The sequence below is a fragment of the Stomatohabitans albus genome, assembly GCF_036336025.1.
Lineage (GTDB): Bacteria > Actinomycetota > Nitriliruptoria > Euzebyales > Euzebyaceae > Stomatohabitans > Stomatohabitans albus.
In genome coordinates this window covers 439790-460178 of record NZ_JAYKKE010000001.1, presented here as the reverse complement: position 1 = coordinate 460178, position 20389 = coordinate 439790, and the positions used below count along the sequence as shown (strand labels likewise).

The following is a 20389-nucleotide window of genomic DNA, read 5'->3' as shown; positions in this document are numbered from 1 at the left end:
AGCGACTGATGGCATTCGATGGACTATAAGCCTGGCGTATGCAACGGGTTACAGTGCCCCATATACCGCAGCAAGAAGTAGCGCAGCTCCAAGTACGAAACTGTGAATTTTTGCTTTAGTGCTCATCATGTCAATGGCAGTCATAGCTTGGCCTTATTGCGTGATAACGGATTGGTTCTGTGTGGCACCAGGTACGTCTTGAAAGTTGTCACTCTCGGGGAGTACATCAGGACCGCCCTGTTCATTACGGTAGGTTTGCTCTGCCTGTTTAGCTTCTTCTTCAGTATTCCAAACTGATCCAATAACACCGTTGACCGGGGCGCTATAACGAACGGTATAGACGTTCTTCTCGCTCAGGATTTGATCGAGTTCTTCCTCTGTGATGGTTTTCTCGTAATAGGTGTACGTCGCTTCATCATTGACACCTAAGAAGCTCTCGACCGTATTAGTGAACGCGGGGGAAAGCAGTATGGCAATACCCGCAATTGTCCCAATCAATGGCACGAGAAAGAACGCTGGTTTATGGGTTGCTACATCTTCCATGGGGATCCTTTGTACCGTTCCTATCTAGTATCGGACACCCTAGGGGGAATGGTTAGGACTACCATCAAACAGACTTAATATTCTTCAGCAGGCTGGCGTTTAACCCAATCAATTAATTCCATGCGCTTACCGGCAAACATCGGAGTGTCTTCACGGGTGTATACCCGGGCTTCAACTGCGCGTTGAGTACGCAATACACTCATCAACCGCGCGACATCATCATGTTCAAGGGTAATCGACCATTCGTAGTCGCTGATTGCAAAGGCAGCCAGGGTAGAAATCTTCACATCCAAGTGATTCAGTCCATTCATCCCGTGACGCTTCAGCATGTCTTGGCGTTTTTCGGCTTGGAGCCAATACCAGTCAAAGGACCGATTAAAGGGGTAGACGGCAGCGTAGTCTCTCGGGCCAACGCCATCAAAACAGGCTGGGAGGTGGTAAGGACTGAACTCAGCCACCATATGGCCGCTCATCACATTCCAAACCCGTTCCAGGTTCACCCCAAGTTCTGAGTTCAAGATGGCCTGGTTAGCGGCTTGCAATGTATCCGTTGAATCAGCAAGTCCCCAGAACAACAAGTCAGCATCGGCACGGAAACCACTCACGTCATACCAGCCACGAATTTCCACACCGGTTGCATCGAGTGCGGAAAGTAGCTGCTCAACATCGGAGCGCTGACTTTGTTCATCCTTTGGAAAGGGGAGTACGGTCTTAAAGACTGCGTGCAAGCTGTAATGGGGTGTGGCGTTTACAACCTCACGGTCAACGATACGATCACGAGGATCTAACTTGTCCGGGTCTTGGCCATAACCCTGCCCAAAGTGACCCTGGCCAGGTTTGGGATCAGCAACTGGTTCGGGTGCACCAGGCATGGTATGCCCATGGCTTGCCGAATGTGCTCCCGCCCCGTGGCGCCCATGAGCATGTGGATGGTCGTTTCCACCGTGTGTAGAAACGGGTGCCTTGTGGTCGGCATCATTACCGTGATGGGGTGGCATAGCTGTTCCTTGTTGTAGAAAATTTGGTCTCGTTAATCCTGGCCACATACTGCTGGAAGCATCTCTGCGGTGGGTGCGGATTTACAACACTGGGGTGAGCAGCTTGTATCCGCTATTGTGGCAGCCTGCAGCACCCAATCGGCTAAATCATTCATAAAGAATGGGTGCACGCCGGCGGTTCGGGTGCGCTTGTACACCATACCCAGCTCAGCGGCAGCTTCGGCTGCCTCAGTATCCAGGTCGTAGACCACTTCCATATGGTCAAAGAGATACCCTGCTGGGCAGATCACCACCCGGCGAATCCCATCGGCATACATGTCCTCAAGCATGTCAACAATATCGGGCTCTTGCCAAGGCTGGTGTGGTGGGCCAGAACGTGAGCTGTACCCAAAGGTCCATGGCACGGGGCCGCCGTGGAGTTCTTCAACGTTGGCCATTACTGCGGCATAGTGCTCAGCATGTTGGGCCTCGTAGACATTGGTTTGCCCTTGCGGGCCACTGGCCTCATTCATATCGAGTGGAATTGAGTGGGTGATAAAAATGACGGTTGGTGTTTCATCATCTTCACCACCCTCAGGGGTTGAAGCGGCGCTTGCTTCACGTACCGCTTCGATAACGGCTTGCGCATTCGTTCGTATCAACCCATCTAAGTGGTAATACGCAGGAACGCGACTAAAGCGGAACCCGTCGATACCTTCTTGCCGCAAGGTCTCCACCGCTTCGGCAACATCCTCGCGGTATTGGCGGCACCCGGAATAGGAGGAATACGCAGCTGTAGGCATGATGAGGAAATGCCGCAGCCCTTGTGCATGGGCTTCACGCAATGTGTCAACCATAAAGGGCGTCCAATTTCGGTTACCGAGCAAAACCGGACGCGTAGACCCTTTTGCACGCAGTGCCATGGACAACCCCTCAATAAGTTCATCCATGCGTGCATTAATCGGGCTTACTCCATCAAATTTCTTATAGTGGACACTAACCATCTCCAGTCGAGAATCTGGAACATTTCGACCACGAGTGGCATTACGCATAAAGGGCAGCACATCTTCGTGTCCGCGCGGTCCGCCGTAACTGAGGAGCAAGATGGCGTCAAACGGTTCAAGCGGGTCAGTCATGGAACCTATCCTGACTGTTCATTGGCAATCCTGCCGTTTTTGCTTACACCTTCGGTTGTAATCCGTCTACCGTGGTGCCATGCAACCACCGATTATCGCTCAAATTAAAGGCCAACCGTCTGCCCATCGACCAATCTGGTTTATGCGACAGGCAGGGCGGAGTTTGCCGGAATACCGTGATCTTCGAGCGAATATCCCGATGCTGGATTCATGTTTGAATCCAGAGGTTGCTGCAGAAATCACCTGTCAGCCGGTTCGCCGCCACAAGGTTGACGCGGCGGTATTTTTTTCTGACATTATGGTGCCGCTCAAACTTGCTGGTATCGATGTGCACATTGAACCTGGGGTTGGACCAGTCCTCGATAAACCCATCCTCACAATGGCTGATGTCTCGGCCTTAGAAACGCACCACCTTGAGGGTGAGGAGGTAATCACTCAAGGGGTTCAGCTGGTGACCGAGGAACTTGGTCGCCCTGACGGTACCGCTCCATACACCCCGGTTATTGGTTTTGCCGGCGCCCCCTTCACCTTGGCGGCATACATGGTTGAGGGTCGGCCAAGCCGTGACCACCTTGCGGCGCGAACAATGATGTATGCCGATCCGGTTGCTTGGCATGCCCTATTAGATTGGTGTGCTCGTATCAGCGCCGACTTCGTTCGAGCACAAATCGCTGGTGGAGCAAGCATTATCCAGCTCTTTGATTCTTGGGCCGGATCACTCGGCCAAGCCAACTATGTTGCCCATGTCGTTGATCACTCTGCTACGGTTCTCCAAGCTGCGCATGAAGCCGGTGTTCCGACTATTCACTTCGGTACGGGGACCAACGAGTTTCTCCCTGAAATGCGTGATGCCGGAGCCGATGTTGTGGGCGTTGATCATCGTATTGCATTGGATGAGGCGGACCGGCGCCTGGGGCACACTGTCACCCTTCAAGGCAATATCGATCCAGCGCTGCTGGCGGCACCATGGGAGGTGCTTGAACAGCACATTCGTGAGGTCCTTGATGCTGGTTCGAAAGCCCCTGGTCATATTGTGAACCTTGCCCACGGGGTACCCCCCACGACAGATCCTGATGTTTTGACCCGCATTGTTGAATTTGTTCACGAGGTGACAACTGATGAGCACACAAACTGAATCTGCTGATGCCGTCATTATCGGCGGTGGTATCGCTGGTTTAACGGCCGCCTATTCGCTGGTGAAGGCCGGGTTGAAGCCTGTTGTTATAGAGCAACGTGGCAGTGTCGGTGGACTGATTATTGGTGGTCAGGTCGGGCCAGTAACATTTGATCTTGGTGCAGATTCGTATGCTTCTCGTTCACAGGTTTGTGCTCAGTTATGTGAGGAATTGGGCTTAGCCGTGGCTGGGCCAGCTGGAACAAGCTGGTTATTTAGCGAAGAGAATGGTGCGACCCCGCTACCTTTTGGATCACTAGGTATTCCAGCTTCATTGGATGACCCTGATGTTGCGATGGTGCTCTCTCCAAAAGGACTAGAACGCGCACGTCAAGATCTCACAATGGGCCCAGAGGCTGGTGCTGAACGAGAGGGCCTGGACGATCTTGTTCGTTTCCGGTTGGGTGATGAAGTGGCTGATCGCCTCGTTGCACCTATTGCGGGAGGGATTCACAGTGCACATCCACGGAATTTAACTGCAGATAGTGTCATTCCTGGTTTGCGAGCAGGCTTAGCGCGTGAAGGCAGTTTGATTGGCGCAGTTGCCGCGATACGGGGAGGGGGGCCGAAAGGTAATCCGGTCGCCCAACCCGTGGGCGGGTTGTTCCGACTAGTCGAAGGCCTTGTCTCGCAGATCCTTGCCGGTGGTGGGCGCATCGAAACCCATCGCATTGCGACTGCCCTAGAGCGTGGTACAAACCATACTCCATGGGCGGTCTCAACATTTAGAGCAGAACGCAATCCCAATCCAGCGCTTCCCCCGTTACCGGGTGGAGAAGGCACGATCGTCCAGACTCCTCGAGTTATTGTGGCAACTGATGGAGGGCAAGGGTTGCGGCTGTTAGATGCAATTCCTGAGCTTGAAACTCAAGGGTGGGAGGTTCCTCAAGGTGTGCCCATTGTGCATGCAACGTTAGTGGTTCGTGCTCCTGGGTTGAATGATGCGCCACGGGGTTCTGGCATGCTTGTTGAGGCAAATAGCCTGGTCAGCGCTAAAGCACTCACCCATTCTTCTCAAAAGTGGCCGTGGCTCGGTGGGGCATGTGGACCAGATATCCATGCCATGCGCTTGAGTTGGGGGAGGGAAGGTGAACCCTATCCCACGGTTACCGAAGCGATCGCGGTTCGAGAAGCTGAAATCTTGACCGGAGCAAGGATTGAAGAGGTATTGGGTTCCAAGGTCATGCATTGGGGGCCGAGTTTGCCGCCACTTACCCCTGCCCATTTAGCACGGGTTGCTCAGCTCCATGAGGCTGCGGCCACATTGCCAGGACTAGCGATCACTGGGGCGTGGGCCAGCGGAACCGGATTGGCTGCTGTGGTGCCCCATGGACTTAAAACGGGTGAACAGCTGGTCTAGCGTCTCGGGCTTACCTAATTGGTAAGGGTTACAGGTTTGATTTTATTGTGAATAGTTGGAAAGTATAGGGCTATTCATTTCGTCGAGGATCGCCTGCCCAATGTTCAATACCATCGGCGATGGCCGTAGCGTAGCGTTCTTGGCCTGCTGGCGATTGGGCTAACGCCGCTTCATCAGGGTTCTTCATTTCTAATAGCTCTAGCATGACCACGGGTGCGCCTGAGTGGTTAATCGTGGCAATGTCACTGCGTGGGCTAAAAGGGCCTGATGGATTCGTTGGAAAACCTTGGTTTTTAAGTGTTTCAGCGATATGGCCGGCCAGCAGTCGTGAGGGGTTGTCTTGGTTGTGATTAAGTGGGGCACTCGAATGCAAAATGAACCAGCCGCGCACATTCGGGTTGTCACTCCCGTTCGCGTGAATACTGACTAGGACATCGGCCCCGTTACCAGCAGCACCACGTTCATTCACACACGGCCCTACCCCGTCATCACTCGTTCGGGTTAACGAAACCACTGCACCCCGCTGTTCGAGATAGGTTTTGACTCGTTGGCTTACTTCCCAATTAAAGGTACTTTCACGATAGCCAGACGAGGTTGCAGTGCCGGTGGTATTGCAATTCTTTGTGCCACCCCGTCCATCAGGAACTTGTTTAGCAATGTCCTTCGTATGCGAGAAGTTACCGCCGTTGTGACCAGGGTCAAGGACTACCCGAAGCCCCTGTAAGGGCTGTATCGTTTTTGGTTCGCTTGATTGAGGGATTGGGGCGACGGGATGATTGCTCGTCGTAGTGGCATCGGGTGACTGTGGAGCTTGTAAATGCGTACTCGGTGAAGACGTGGCGATTGGGGTCGGAGTCGGTGTTGGTGCCCCTTGCCAACTCGCTGTTGATGTTGAGGCACTTGGTGAGCTGCTCGGTGTGGTAGTCACAATGGGTGCTGGTGTCGAGGCACAACCGGTGAGGACAAGGCACAACAAGGCGACGAACAGTGCAACGGGCGACAGAAAACGAGGCGACGAGATCATTACTGCATGATGCTAAACCCATCTCATGGCAAATGTCCGCTATGGTGAAGGTCTGTACAACATGGGAGGAAGGCCATTATGTATTGGAAGCCATCTATTCCCCTGGTCATTGCGGCTGATCAGGAGATAAAGGGTATTGGGGCACAACCTGCCGACATCGTTCGTGTGGGTATTGGGAATCCGCATATCGACTTGCTCGATGCCTATGTGCAACGAACAACCCCTAAGCCACATGCAGTACTTAATACCGGTACCGCAGGGGGGATGGGCGATACCCCAGGCTCCATATTTGTTATCGATAAGGTGGTTGATGGCACGAGCCAAGGCCGTGACCCGATTGAATTAGCGGTTCCTGAGTGGGCGCAAGACTTGCCACGGCGAACGGTTGCAACGGTCGATCATATTGTTGACGATCCTGCAGAACATGAAGCACTCAAGGCCCACGCCCAATTGGTGGATATGGAACTGTATGACCTGGCTGTTCGCTGTCAGGCGTTGGGGGTGGAGCTGTACTCAGTCAAAATAGTCAGTGATGGTGCCGATGATGGGGCATACACCACGTGGCTACTCGTTGCTGAAAAGATAAGTCAGCAACTCGGTGCCTACCTACGCAAGCAGATTGGATAACCCTCGTGGCTGAATTAATTCCGAGCGCGATTGACTCGAACGCTCCACCTGGTGAACGCGCCATTTTTGAAGCTCTCCAAGGAGCTAACGGGACAGACCATTGGGTCGTGTTTCACTCATTAAACCTTGCTCGCCACAAGACGCAGCGTCAAGGAGAGATTGATTTTGTCATTCTTATTCCTGGTGAGGGCATTGTGGTGCTTGAGGTGAAGTCTCACGAGCGCATTGCCCGTCGTAGCGATGGCAAGTGGGAGTTCAATGGGAAACTCGCCGAGCGTTCACCCTTTAAACAAGCCGACAACAATAAGTGGACATTAATGTCCTATCTCAAGTCGTTTGTTGACACCAGTGGGATTCCTTTTGCCCATGTGGTGTGGTTCACAGGAGCACCGTTTAAGACGAATGCACCCCATTCCATTGAATTCGAGGACTGGCAAGTTCTCGATATTGATGACCTTCGTTCGGGCGTTCCTGGCGCCATCGCGCGTGTCTTGCGTCACTCACGTGAACATGATCGTCGTGCCAACGCTCGTGTCAAGCAAGGCGGTTTAACCCCAGACGTTGTTGAGGAAATCAAACAACATCTCGTCGGCTCATTCGATATTGCGCGTTCGGTACGTGATATTCGCAATGAGCAAAAAGCACAAATGTTGCGTCTCCTTGATGAGCAGTATGAGATTATTGATGCACTTGACGACAACATGCGTGTGATGATAGATGGTGCTGCCGGAACGGGTAAGTCCTTCCTCGCGGTTGAAGCCACACGACGCATTGTTAAAGAGGGAAAGTCGTGTTTACTAGTTTGCTACAACGTGCTCTTGGGTAAACGGTTGCAAGCGCTCACAGCCGGGTTACGGCATGCAACAGTTGGACCATTGCTTGATTTGGTTGTTGATCAAACGGGGATTCAAGTACCTGCACCCGAAGCCAGTGTGTTGGAACGCTCAACCTTTTGGAACGAATCATTGCCCCTCCAAGCAATCGAGATGTATCGCACCATTTCTGAAGAAGAACGCTTTGATGCCATCATCATTGATGAAGCCCAAGATCTCATTCGTCCCGTATTTTTGGACCTCTTCGATGTCATGGTCAAAGGTGGGCTCGCCGGTGGGAACGTCTGGCTATTCGGTGATTTCACCCGTCAATTGGTGTATGTCAATGATGATATAGAGGGGCTTATCCGTGAACGTATGCCCGATGTCACCAAGTTTAAGCTGACAAAGAATTGCCGTAATTCGCCGATCATTGGACAAGCTGCAACCGAGATGAGTTTGGTCGACGGTGGTGTGCGCTCGTACTTACGTGCTGATGAGGGACCGGGGCCAAATCATGTCACTTTAGCGACAGATGAACAGGCACAACTGACCTTAGGGATAAGTATCTCTGAGCTCTTTAAGCGTGGATATACGCCCAAAGACATTGTTATTTTGAGTCACCGACGTAATGGTTCGCTTGTGGAACGGGCAGTTGAAGTGGTGCCAGAACTATTGGATTGGGTCGTACCCTACGAAGTTGGGGACCCTGCTGGTGAGAAGATTCGGTTTACTACCATTCAGTCCTTTAAGGGAATGGAGTCACCGGCAGTCATTTTGACGGACGTGTTTGATCCCGATAAACAAGTTGATGACCGGCATGGGGCCGACATTAATGCGTTGAAATATATCGGGATGACACGGGCGCTCTTTGATTTGATAACGATCACGGTTGATCCCGATGCCAATGCAGGAGATGCCAAACGAACATAGTCATTCTGCACTTGCGCATTCGGGTGGTGAGACGATCAGACTTGGGTGCTTGTCTTATCAACCAAAAAAGCGTACATTTGTTCTATGGAATGGATACCTGGAACCCGTTTGAAGTCGTTGCGTGACCAACATTTACTTAAACAGCGGGATATGGCTGAGCGATTAGATGTGTCGCAGGCATTCATTTCAGCGGTTGAAACAGGAGCCAAAGGGTTGCCGCGTGAGATTGCTCAACGGCTCATTGACGAGTTTGGGTTGCCTGATTCGTTTTTTTCCCATGAGATTCCAGAGATTGAACATGTGAACTTCCGGATGGCGCCAGAAGTAACTACCACTGAACGGAACTTAGTTCAGGCCATCTTTAATGAGGCACAGGTGTTAGCTCAGTCACTATTAGACCGCGTGGACTATCCAATGTTCGTTGAGCCAACAACGGCCGGGAAGCCGGAAGATGCAGCGCGAGATGTGCGGCATTTTTTGGGGTTTGGTGATTCTGACCCTATTCCAAGTATGACCCAGGCAGCAGAACGACTGGGTGTGGGCGTTATTCACCAACTCATCGGTAAAGACCGGCGGATTTCATTGGAATTGATGACGGATGGGTTGTGTGCGCAGCACCAGACACGACCCTTGATCGTGAGCGTAAAAGCACAGCCGACAGATCGCTTGCGGTTCACCATTGCGCACGAGGTTGCGCACCTTGTGATGGACCAACATGTTGCGCGTAAGCGTGGCCCTAAGCAGATCGAAAAAGAGGCGCACGAGTTTGCTGCCGCGTTGCTCTTGCCGTTGAAGGTTGCTAAGGCGTGCATCAACGAACAGACCACCATCGAAGATCTTCTCGTTATTAAGCGTGAATACGGTATCTCTGTACAAGCCAGTATTCACCGCGCCAAGAACTGCGGTGTTATCAGTGTGGCGCGTCATCGTGAACTTCTTAAGGAGCTTGAGGCAAGGGGGTGGAGTCGTCAGGAACCCGATGAACCCCAGGCAGAATCACCGCGACTTCTTGGCATGGCAGCGGGGCGTGCCTTTGGTCTGGGTGCCTACGATTATCTTGTTAATACATACGGCATTAAAGAGGAACGTTTGCGTCACTGGCTAGGCGATATTGAAGGGCTTGGGCTTGGTGCACCGTTACCTGAGCGGGTGGCCGCTTAGCTGTATTCGGTTTGTTTTGGGTGGGCACCACATCTTGAGATGTGGTGTTTTTTGTTTTGTGGCCACAAGAAGTGCCACGATGACCGACCTCTACCTGAATATTTCGATAAATAATCGAAATATAGTTGCAAGGTTATAAACTGCTGTGCAATAATTGCCCGAGTCGGTCTCTATTGAGACTTGTTAGCAAATCGGCGGGGTACGCCATGACCATAGAGGAATAGATGATGGATATCAAAGAATTGACTGAAGCAGTTGCAGGTGCTGGAACTGCTTTTCGTGTATCAGCGGTGATGCAGCCAGTTGGTGGGGCAGGCACACCCGTTTATCCGGCTACCTATGCCGTGCCTGACAATGCGCGAACTCGTTACGCTGTCGAAGGACCAATCCTTGACGAAGGGGAAACTGAGCGGACGGCAAACCACTGGGAAACGGCTCTACTAATGAGTGTTGCCCAAGGTGCGCGCGGTTTGCAGTATGCGGTCCAGGACAAGATCGATGCTGGTGAAGTCTCTATTCCACTTATGGAGATTGACTTTACGAGTGTCGAGGATGGCGAGGGGAAAGCTGATTTAGCTGATCTTGGTGCCTTGTCAACATTGGGTCTTCCGCACCGTGTTTATGATGCCGCAATTCGCGATTCCTTGTTAGATGGCACACTGTTCCGGTTGTCAGATATTGGTCGGGCCATCACGGAAGCACGGCCTGGTGACGCCACAGCCCTCTATCAATATGCACCCACGGTATTGCTCTTTGGTGGTTGGGATTCCACTGGGCCAAAAGGTGGGTTGGGTAGCAAGTTTGAGCGGGCTATTTACTCAGAGATTGTGGCCCACGATATTCGCCTTGGCGTGAAGGTCGGGAGTCGTATTGATCCGTTAGAAATAGAAAAGGTCGAGAATGTCGTCTACAAACTCGACAAAGGAGATGAAGAGTGGGTACTCAAGGCTGACGCAGGCGGTGCAAAAGGCAAGGCCGTGCGACCGAGTGAGATTAACCACGGCAATGTGACACCGAGCATCGATAAGCAGGCCGGTGGCATTGTTATGGATCACGCGACGCACACCTGTGTGTTGTCCCTTGGCACATTACGAAAATTGCGTTTTGCGACCTATCCAGACGGCACTGCTGTACCCCGCGAGAAGCGTAAAGCAGTGAACGATGCGGTACGCACCGTTATTGCTGCGCTTGGGTTAGTTGCCATCACCTCACGTATGGAAGGCGATTTCGCGCTACGTTCTCGTTGTGACCTGATTAATGAGGGCGCCTGGACTTTAGAACTCATTGGCAAACATGCTCAAGACATCAGTGTTGTTTCACTCACTGCCAATGATGCAATCACCTTATTGAACCAGGCTGTTGCTCAAGCTGCATCGTTGGGTATGACCTGGGAGAGCGACCCAATCGTGTTGTATCCTGCTGACAAGCTTGTTGGACTTATCCGTGCCAGCCGTGAAAAGTTAATGGCTGAAAACCCCACAGATGGTGGTGAGGGTTAATGCGTTTCGGCATCCGCGTCGATTTCCTGACTCGGCGCTATATCGCAACTGATGCCTTTAACCGTACCGGCCACGAGTGGCCAGCCCATCCCAGCCGTTTATTCAGTGCCTGTGTAGCAGCCCTTCATGACGATGACGAGGTAAATCTGGCTGAAGCAGAGGCTCTCCGTTGGCTATCCACACTGGGTGCGCCCAAGATTGTTGCCTCCGAGGCCAGCGCACGAGCTGTCGTAACTCACTTTGTACCAACGAATGATGCGACGGTGATGAGTGCTTCCCAACTGGTCACGAAGTACAACAAAATTGGCGATGCTACACAAGCGTTAGCCATGGCCACAACTGGGGCTAAGAAGGCATCAGCACTCAAGAAAATTGGAGCAGCACGTGACGTAACCAAGCTTATTGCATGGGATGAGAAGATTGGCAAGAATCCCAAAGTTGACCTGCTTCCTGAAGAACGCAACAAGCAGGCACGGAATTATCCGTCGGTTACCCCCAAAGAACCGGTGCAGTGGTTTATTTGGGATGGGGTTGAGGAACATGATGTGCTGCAGTACCAAGGGGCACTAAACCAAGTGTTGGCCCGGGTAACTCGGCTTGGCCATTCATCAAGTTTTGTTGCGGTCTCTATTGGTCAGTGTGCACAAACCCCCAACTGGGTTCCTGATAAACAGGGCGGGCATGTGCTTCGGACATTTGAAGCTGGGCAGCTAGAGCGGCTGGAACAAGCATTCGTACTTCGGTCTATCCATGCTACGCAGCGGGACGATGCGACTTCTCAATTTAATGATGTTGACCCACGTATCATGCCCCACACACTAACCGCTTATTACCACGGTGAACCCAACCTGCTCACCCCTGCCGTTTCAACTGAAGCTGGGGAGTGGATGGCGTTTGAATATGTTGAGGGAAAGCGTTTTTCTGTTAAAAAGACTTGGGATGTATGTCGGGCATTTCGAAATGCACTGTTAGCTCACGCCCCTAATCCACGGTCCCCGTACCTCTCAGGGCACGAAGCAGATGGCTCCCCAACAAGCAAACCGCACATCAAAATCATCGCTCCCGCATTCGTGCAGTTCCGCCATGCAACAGGGGCTGGCATGGGCGTTGTGTTAATACTTCCAGAACCAGACGATCAACAAGATCGACTCAATGTGTATCAAGCAATTGGTGCCTGGGAACAAGCAAATGATGACAGTCAAGAACTGGGAACCGTGAGATTGTTTTCCTCGGGCGGCGATAGAACGGTTTTCAAGCGCAATCCCACGTCACGGGTAAAAACACTACAACTGGATACCTGGCGCAAACCATCATCGATATGGGTAACGACTACCCCCATTGTGCTTGATCGAAACCCCAAACACTTTGGTCATGCGAGTGCAAGCAAACACGATGCTGCGGCAACGAAGGCTATTGATTCCATTGTGCGAGCTTGCCGAGATCAGGGGTTACCTGAGCCAGTTTCAGTTCAGGTTCAACGCCAACCATTTTTCAGTGAAAGTTATGACTGCAAACGGTTTGACCCTATTGAAATCGGTGGGCGCCGGCGGTTTCTTATTCATGCACGAATTCAATTTAAAGAACCTGTACAAGGCCCTCTTGTGCTTGGTGCTGGGCGCTTCTTTGGTATGGGATTGTGTGCTCCGGAGGTAGGACGATGACACAGTTTTCAGGGCAGGACTTTGCTATGTGGTTCCAGTCGATCCACGGATTTGAGCCATACCCTTGGCAACAGCGTCTTGTTGAGCAGATCCTTCAAAACCAAAGAGAGCATCCTGGGATAAATGCAGGGTGGCCAATGGTGTTGGACCTGCCGACTGGATCGGGGAAAACGAGCGCCATTGACATTGCGCTTTATACCCAAGCGGCCGATATGCATCAGGCACCCCGGCGGATTGTGTATGTGGTTGATCGTCGTGCAATTGTGAGTCAAACGATGGGTCACGTCAAGGCACTTCAAAATGCGCTGTTAAACCCATCGGATGATATCCAACGCCGAGTGGCTGAGGCTCTTCGTTCGCGGATGGCGAATGCTTCCCCCAATCGGGTGCCGCTTGAAGTAGCGGAGCTTCGTGGCGGTATCCCATTGGATGATACGTGGGCGAGTCAACCTGATATCCCTGCCGTACTTATCAGCACGGTCGACCAAGTAGGTTCCAGAGTGCTTTTCCGCGGGTATGGGGTTAGCCCCAAAATGCGCCCTATTCATGCGGGCTTATTGGGCAATGACTGTTTGTGGCTGCTTGACGAGGTGCACTTGAGTAAGCCTTTTGCGAAGATGCTTGGCGAATTGAAAGCTATGCAAAATGCCTGCATCAAAGATGGTTTACCTATTCGTAACGGCATCGTACAAATGTCGGCTACCCCAGTTGACCTTGAGGCACAGTCTTCTTTCAAACTTGAAGAAATGGAAGATATTGAATCTTGCCCAAGGCTCAAGGATCGAGTCCGAGCGGTCAAATATGCATCTTTAAAGTTGCTCGCACTCCAAGGGGCAAAACGCCCCGAAGAGGCATTAATCGCACGTATTCCCGCCGAAGCTAAACGGATTTCGGGTAATGTTATTGGTGTCATTGTTAATCGCGTGGAAACGGCAGTCCGTCTAGGCCAAGAGATCAAGACAAACGAACCCAATGCCGATGTTATTACGCTTACAGGGCGTATGCGGCCGCTTGATCGAGAAACCATTTGGGCGCACATCAAGGAGATAGCCGGTGCGGGGCGTGACCGTAATGAGATGGATCGGCGTGTGTATGTGGTTTCTACGCAAACGATTGAAGCTGGCGCCGATCTCGACTTTGACGGGATGGTCACCGAGATTGCATCGATGGATGCACTCATTCAGCGCGCTGGTCGTGTTGATCGCCGGGGTGAGTTAAGTGCGCGTGGCAATCCAGCTGAGATTCTCATTGTTGCGCATAAAAAGCAGACATCCGAAAAGAACGTTGATCCGGTATATGGTCTAACGCTGGCTAAAACTTGGAACCTGCTTGAAGGCCTTCATGGCAAAGACCAGTTTGACATGGGGCCAGCTTCTCAAGAACTCGGTACTCCTGAGGAGCGTTTAGTTTGTTCAGCGCCTGATGTTCAAACGACGCGACTGTCTCCAAGTCATATTGATGCATTGAGCCAAACATTCCCTGAACCGGCCACACAACCGGAGGTTGCCTATCATTTGCACGGCGTTCAGGAACCACGCCCAGAAGTAACGGTCATTTGGCGTGGAGAAATCCCGCTTCGATACGCCAGCCCAGGGAAAGGACGTACCGATGATGGGCAACCGTTAGAATGGTTGCGAACTGACCAGCTTGAGGCACTGATTGACCAATTGTTGGCCTGTCCACCTCGTTCAAGTGAAGCAATCGCACTGCCAATACCGGCATTTAGGTTCTGGGCCAGTTCTCGGAACAGAACAAACCTTCAAGCTGAACATCCATACGAACCTCAACTTATCGATGTAGCCGATGTTGACCGTTTTGACGCGAAAGATGAGGGCGATCAGATGCCTCATCATGTCGTTTGGGTGCTGCGGTGGAGGGGTGTTGATTCAGAATGGATTCCTATTAAAGATGTCCGCAACGGTGATGTCGTCATTGTGCCTCTGGAATGGGGTGGTATTTCGGAAGGCAACTGGGACCCGACTTCTACTGATACGGTCACTGACCTTGGTGAGATAGCCCAATTCCAACGGGCTAAGGATTACCCGGGTGTAGCACCAACAATTCGATTCCATGAACGTTTCGGGTATCCAACATCAATCAAGCCACCCTCTGCGTCATCGGATAATGCTCGTATCTCGAAGGCTGAAAAAGAGGGTGCGCTAGTGGCATTACAACGTTTGCTGGAGCGTTGGAATCAATCTGAAGCCCCGGAAGGTACGTATTACACCATCAACTCCAGCGTGGAACTGGTGGACCTCGTGCCTCAAGAGTTCGTTGACGGCAAAACAGGCACGTTCTATGTGGCTGTTGGTAAGCCCTTAACTACTCAAGACCAAAAAGGCGGGTATGTCTTTGAAACGGATGGTTCTGACGCTGCTTCAAGTCTGATTGGTGTACCACTTAGCCTTAACGAACATAGTGATGATGTTGCTGCTATGGCTGAACGATACGCCCATTCGCTAGGGATTGAATCACTTGCCGAGTCCCTTCGGTTGGCAGGGTCGTTTCACGATATTGGCAAAGCCGATAGTCGCTTCCAAACGGTGCTATACGGAGGGGATGTGATTGCGGCTGCAATGGCTGCTGATGGTGTGCTGGCTAAATCGGTCGAGACGCCAAAATCAGGTGCCCAAATTGCCGCTATTTATGAACAGTCTGGGTATGTTCGAGGTACCCGCCATGAGCTCATGAGTTTGGCGCTCCTTGAGCATGCACAGAGCTTTGAAACTCGTCCAGATGCAGACCTAGTTAAACACCTTGTAGCTACACACCATGGGTATTGTCGATCGATTCCACCACGGCAGGACGACCCAAAGCCGGTTGACGTGCATGTCTCGCGTGAAGGCTATGACATGGAGGCATCGAGTGCGCATGGATTAGACGCGGTGAGTTCAGGGGTAACTGATCGTTTCTGGGCAATGACGGAACGGTTTGGATGGTATGGGCTTGCTTGGTTAGAGGCAGTGCTTCGCCTGGCTGACCACCATGAAAGTGCCCGCCAATCGGCAGTCCGATCTGGAACTAAAAGAAGGTGATTGGGATGAATACGATTGAGCTAGGGGGCCTGCACGGTAATAACCCGATGGCATTTCTCGCCGCACTTGGAGTTTGTGAGGCTCTTCGGAATTACAACGCAAAGATTTCTTGGACGGAGGACTCTGAACCTACGGCGGTACTACATAGCACTGTAGCGAAAGACGAACTCATTCCTCTACTTTTAGAAGATCGTGATCGTGTCTTGGAATGGCCATTATTCGAGTATTCAGACATACGATTTACGGAAGAAGAAAAACTAGACTTTCTTTTTACCTGTATTTCTGAAGAGCATGGAATCCGGTCTTCGTTTATCACCGATATTACAGTTGACGGGAAAGGCCTCTCTAAGCCAACAGACCTGTATTTCACATCTGGTTCTCAAAAGTTTCTGACGATTGTTAATGGTGTAGGGCAGTCATTAAGTAAAGACTTAATGGACGAAAGCCTCTTTGGGCCATGGCGATACTCAGCTACGGGATATCAAACATTGATGTGGGATCCTCGTGATGATCGTTATTACGCGTTAACTGCAACAAATCCATCTGATACCAAAAAGTCCACGATACCAGGTGCCGACTGGCTGGCATTCCGAGGGTTAGCACTGCTGCCGGTATTCGGTAGCAACAAGCGGGTTCTAACACCTGGCGGTAGCGGAACCGCGGGAAATGCCTCATGGGCATGGCCAATGTGGAAAGGCCCCCTAGGGGCAAAAAGTATTACTGCACTTATGCAGTTTATGCCGCGCAAACAGCGTTTAGATTCGGTGGACTGGGTTCCACCGAAAGGTGTTTTCTTCGTGTATCAATCTCAAATCCTACGAGTTGGTCAAGGATATGGACGGATGTGTCCACCAAAGTTGGTTTGGTCGGAGTAGCTGATGAACCCTGTCCCAGACCTTGTTCCAGCTCGAATGGTCAGTGAGTTTGTCTATTGCAAACGTTCTTTCTATTTAGAATGGGTTCTGGGACAGTTTCAAGAGAATCACGAGGTAGCTGAGGGAACTGCCCTTCACCGTAAGGTCAACGCTGTGAAGGGTTCGGTTCCTGCTACAAGCGAAGAAAAGCCATTTAAAGCAACCTCAGTGCAGTTATCCTCGCCAGAATTAGGTCTGGTGGCCAAGCTTGATGTGCTTGAAGGTGATGGTTCATTTTCGATCCCTATTGAGTTTAAACGTGGTGCTCCACAGCTAGGTGATGACCCAGTTTGGCTTAAAGATAAGGTTCAGGTCCTCATCCAGGCCTTGTTATTAAGAGAAGCAGGACATAAATGTTCAACTGCCTATGTTTGGTATGACAAGGTTAAGCGGCGTGTTAGTGTGCCAATAACAAAAGAAGCAATCGATTGGGCTTTAGCCCAAGTTGCAGACTTGAAAAAGGTTGCTGCGTCTCACAAGATTCCTAAACCCTTGATTGATAGTCCAAAGTGTCGGCGTTGCTCGCTTGTAGAAATGTGTATTCCTGATGAGACAAATGCCCTCGATGGAAAGAGTGCTCAACCCCCTCGGCGGATGGTTGCAACTGATCCAGCTTCACGAGCACTTTATATAACCACACAGGGTACGTATATTGGTCTTTCAAATGGTGTTGTAGAGCTGAGGGAGGATCGTGTCACCCAAGAAAAGGTGCGTCTTCTTGATGTGAGTGAAATTAATTTGTATGGACGCATTGAAGTTAGCTCAACACTTATTGGGGCGTGTCTTGAGCGGAACATCCCGATCTTATGGTTTTCAAGTGGCGGGTGGTTTAAAGGGTACGCGTCTGGGGCGATGAGTGGAAATGTTGACTTGCGTCGTCGTCAGGTGTTGGCATCAATCACTGGTGCGTTGGATTATGCAAAAACAATGATTGCGGGCAAGATTGCGAACTGCCGAACGCTTCTTCGAAGAAACGCCAAGATTGATGTAGAACCCACACTGACAGAACTGACCCGAGCGTTGGCAAGAGTTAAACGCTGCAAAGATAAGCAGTCACTCCTTGGTGTTGAAGGCATTGCTGCTAAAGCCTATTTCTCAGCTTTCGATGCCATGCTTAAAGCTGAGATGGGTTTCACATTAGAAGGGCGCAATAAACGACCGCCAACAGACCCTGTGAATGCAATGTTGTCGTTCTTGTATGCAGCGCTTGCTAAAGAGATGACAGTTTCATTGCTCAGCGTTGGATTCGACCCTTATCAGGGGTTACTGCACGAACCAAGGTTTAATCGGGCTGCATTGGCACTAGACATGATGGAAGAATTCAGGCCGTTAGTGGTTGACTCCACGGTCGTCAAGCTTGTCAACACTGGCGTGGCCACACCTGACAAGTTTCAATACCGAGGTGACGGCTGCATCATGAAACCTGGTATGAAAAAAGATTTGTTGCGCGCATATGAACGTCGTCTTGATGAAACAATCATTCACCCAGTTTTTAAGTACCGGACTGAGTACAGGAGAGCACTGCGCTTACAGTGCCGGTTGCTGGCTGGGGTGATGATGGAAGACATTGCCAAGTACGTGGCGTTTACCACGAGGTAATGATGAAACGACGTCGATATCTCGTTTGTTATGACATTTCGGACCCTGATCGCTTGGCTCGTATGGGAAGAAGGATTATTGCTTATGGGTATCGAATGCAGTATTCCGTTTATATATGCGACTTAGATTTAATGGAACGTGTGCAGCTAATTTCTATGGTCAGAGACACGATTAACCAAAACGAAGACAGTGTTGCAGTTATTGACCTTGGAGATGTTTCCAGGACTCCTGAACGTCGTATTGAATGGGTAGGACGGGCGTATCCGCCGCCTGATGTTGGTGCCACTATCTGGTAGCGAGGGGAGCGGCTTACTCCAAAATACCTAGGGTGCTCGCACTAGGTATATGAAGTTTCTAGATGCTTGAAAATATTACAGAGATTGAATTACTAGCTTGTATCGTGGGCTGCTCGCAAAAGGCTGCTAGACTCTAACCAGCGCATGAGGATCGCGATGCGCTGTTATTCCACTCTTTATGAGTGGACTTCATTGAAGCAACGCCAACTAACCGACTAACCGGCTGGCGGAGTGTGGTTATTCCACTCTTTATGAGTGGACTTCATTGAAGCCAGCTCAGATTTCGCGAGGCCAAGGGTCGTGACGAGCGTTATTCCACTCTTTATGAGTGGACTTCATTGAAGCTCCCCGGTCGAGAAACCCATGACTAAAGCCGTATACGTTATTCCACTCTTTATGAGTGGACTTCATTGAAGCGTCCTTTCCTTTCACATTGATGTTTGCTGGCACATTGGTTATTCCACTCTTTATGAGTGGACTTCATTGAAGCCGTAACCTCTAGAACAGGGTGGGTTTATCACGCAGCGTGTTATTCCACTCTTTATGAGTGGACTTCATTGAAGCCTTTTTCGCGGCTAACTGTTGTGGCCATGATGCTTTGTTATTCCACTCTTTATGAGTGGACTTCATTGAAGCAGGACCAACCCTCGGTGATATGCCCGTTTTGCAGGTCGTTATTCCACTCTTTATGAGTGGACTTCATTGAAGCGAAACTAAAGCAATTTTAAGTCACTGCGGTTTACACGTTATTCCACTCTTTATGAGTGGACTTCATTGAAGCTTGTGTCGAGTATGCGCCGGGTTGTGGAACCGAATTGTTATTCCACTCTTTATGAGTGGACTTCATTGAAGCAACCCCCGCGGGCCGTTTCGCGTACCACTCGAACAGTTATTCCACTCTTTATGAGTGGACTTCATTGAAGCGTCGACAAGATCATGGTTGAGCGATACGAGACCGATGGTTATTCCACTCTTTATGAGTGGACTTCATTGAAGCTATATATCGGTCGCTGTCAACTTTTCTTTAGACTTTGTTATTCCACTCTTTATGAGTGGACTTCATTGAAGCAACGGGCAAGTCGCAACCGGCCATGAAGGTGAGCAAGGTTATTCCACTCTTTATGAGTGGACTTCATTGAAGCCGCGCTCGGGTTCGCACCACCACGGCACGCCGAGGAGTTATTCCACTCTTTATGAGTGGACTTCATTGAAGCCATCGACTCCGCAGCAGGAACCAACGTCCGGTAATTGTTATTCCACTCTTTATGAGTGGACTTCATTGAAGCCGGCTTCTCAGCAAACACGAACCGTCCCGGATCGTCGTTATTCCACTCTTTATGAGTGGACTTCATTGAAGCTGGAAAGAATAGAGCTCATTTGTGTTACCCGTCCTTGTTATTCCACTCTTTATGAGTGGACTTCATTGAAGCTGAGATACGGCCTGGTGGCGGCAAAACCGTCAACCCGTTATTCCACTCTTTATGAGTGGACTTCATTGAAGCAAGTTTTGGTTGCATCGACCGATAGATAAGGTATAATGTTATTCCACTCTTTATGAGTGGACTTCATTGAAGCTGGAAAGAATAGAGCTCATTTGTGTTACCCGTCCTTGTTATTCCACTCTTTATGAGTGGACTT

The 20389-nt window shown here is 50.8% G+C and carries 15 protein-coding genes and 1 CRISPR repeat array; of the genes, 11 read left to right on the top strand and 4 right to left on the bottom strand.

Going from position 1 to position 20389, the window contains the following annotated elements:
- Positions 1–153 precede the first annotated feature (153 nt).
- The 3 genes from VCU37_RS01970 to VCU37_RS01960 all read right to left on the bottom strand — a co-directional run bounded on the left by VCU37_RS01970 (position 154) and on the right by VCU37_RS01960 (position 2656).
- On the bottom strand, positions 154–543 hold the full coding sequence (locus tag VCU37_RS01970) for a hypothetical protein (RefSeq protein WP_336248951.1): 390 nt from the start codon (positions 541–543) through the stop codon (positions 154–156).
- A gap of 74 nt (positions 544–617) precedes the next feature.
- Positions 618–1541, bottom strand: a complete 924-nt coding sequence (locus VCU37_RS01965) for a chlorite dismutase family protein (RefSeq protein WP_336248950.1) — start codon at positions 1539–1541, stop codon at positions 618–620.
- 32 nt (positions 1542–1573) lie between these two features.
- Complete coding sequence (locus VCU37_RS01960; protein ID WP_336248949.1) at positions 1574–2656, bottom strand: ferrochelatase; 1083 nt, start codon at positions 2654–2656, stop codon at positions 1574–1576.
- Positions 2657–2735: 79 nt separating this feature from the next.
- Here VCU37_RS01960 and hemE point away from each other — a divergent pair, with 79 nt between their 5' ends.
- Entirely contained in the window at positions 2736–3791 is a 1056-nt protein-coding gene (hemE, locus tag VCU37_RS01955; protein ID WP_336248948.1) for a uroporphyrinogen decarboxylase, read from the top strand.
- The gene (locus tag VCU37_RS01950) at positions 3775–5190 is read left to right on the top strand and encodes a protoporphyrinogen/coproporphyrinogen oxidase (RefSeq protein ID WP_336248947.1); all 1416 of its coding nucleotides are present in this window, start codon (positions 3775–3777) and stop codon (positions 5188–5190) included. The genes hemE and VCU37_RS01950 overlap by 17 nt, the downstream gene beginning before the upstream one ends.
- Before the next feature lie 70 nt (positions 5191–5260).
- On the opposite strand, the gene VCU37_RS01945 is transcribed toward VCU37_RS01950, so the two are convergent.
- Positions 5261–6214, bottom strand: a complete 954-nt coding sequence (locus VCU37_RS01945) for an N-acetylmuramoyl-L-alanine amidase (RefSeq protein ID WP_336248946.1) — start codon at positions 6212–6214, stop codon at positions 5261–5263.
- Positions 6215–6292: 78 nt separating this feature from the next.
- On the opposite strand from VCU37_RS01945, the gene VCU37_RS01940 reads away from it, so the two are divergent.
- The 9 genes from VCU37_RS01940 to cas2 all read left to right on the top strand — a co-directional run bounded on the left by VCU37_RS01940 (position 6293) and on the right by cas2 (position 18751).
- The gene (locus VCU37_RS01940) at positions 6293–6841 is read left to right on the top strand and encodes a phosphorylase family protein (protein WP_336248945.1); all 549 of its coding nucleotides are present in this window, start codon (positions 6293–6295) and stop codon (positions 6839–6841) included.
- A gap of 5 nt (positions 6842–6846) precedes the next feature.
- The gene (locus VCU37_RS01935; protein WP_336248944.1) at positions 6847–8586 is read left to right on the top strand and encodes a nuclease-related domain-containing DEAD/DEAH box helicase; all 1740 of its coding nucleotides are present in this window, start codon (positions 6847–6849) and stop codon (positions 8584–8586) included.
- 84 nt (positions 8587–8670) lie between these two features.
- On the top strand, positions 8671–9747 hold the full coding sequence (locus tag VCU37_RS01930) for an XRE family transcriptional regulator (RefSeq protein ID WP_336248943.1): 1077 nt from the start codon (positions 8671–8673) through the stop codon (positions 9745–9747).
- A 227-nt stretch (positions 9748–9974) separates the two neighbouring features.
- Complete coding sequence (gene cas7g, locus VCU37_RS01925; protein WP_336248942.1) at positions 9975–11246, top strand: type I-G CRISPR-associated RAMP protein Csb1/Cas7g; 1272 nt, start codon at positions 9975–9977, stop codon at positions 11244–11246.
- Positions 11246–12907, top strand: coding sequence for a type I-G CRISPR-associated protein Csb2 (gene csb2 / locus VCU37_RS01920; RefSeq protein WP_336248941.1), 1662 nt, complete (start codon positions 11246–11248; stop codon positions 12905–12907). Before cas7g ends, csb2 begins: the two co-directional genes overlap by 1 nt.
- A complete protein-coding gene (gene cas3g, locus VCU37_RS01915; protein ID WP_336248940.1) occupies positions 12904–15942 on the top strand; it encodes a type I-G CRISPR-associated helicase/endonuclease Cas3g in 3039 nt (1012 codons plus the stop codon). The genes csb2 and cas3g overlap by 4 nt, the downstream gene beginning before the upstream one ends.
- A 5-nt stretch (positions 15943–15947) precedes the next feature.
- Positions 15948–16817: a type I-G CRISPR-associated protein, Cas3-extension family gene (locus VCU37_RS01910; protein ID WP_336248939.1), complete on the top strand. Its 870-nt coding sequence runs from the start codon at positions 15948–15950 to the stop codon at positions 16815–16817.
- 3 nt (positions 16818–16820) lie between these two features.
- Positions 16821–18455, top strand: coding sequence for a CRISPR-associated endonuclease Cas4g/Cas1g (gene cas4g/cas1g / locus VCU37_RS01905; RefSeq protein ID WP_336248938.1), 1635 nt, complete (start codon positions 16821–16823; stop codon positions 18453–18455).
- Positions 18455–18751 carry a CRISPR-associated endonuclease Cas2 gene (gene cas2, locus VCU37_RS01900; protein ID WP_336248937.1) on the top strand — a complete coding sequence of 99 codons (297 nt, stop codon included), beginning with the start codon at positions 18455–18457 and terminating at the stop codon, positions 18749–18751. The genes cas4g/cas1g and cas2 overlap by 1 nt, the downstream gene beginning before the upstream one ends.
- A 163-nt stretch (positions 18752–18914) precedes the next feature.
- Positions 18915–20326: a CRISPR direct-repeat array (repeat unit 36 nt; unit sequence GTTATTCCACTCTTTATGAGTGGACTTCATTGAAGC).
- Positions 20327–20389: the final 63 nt, after the last annotated feature.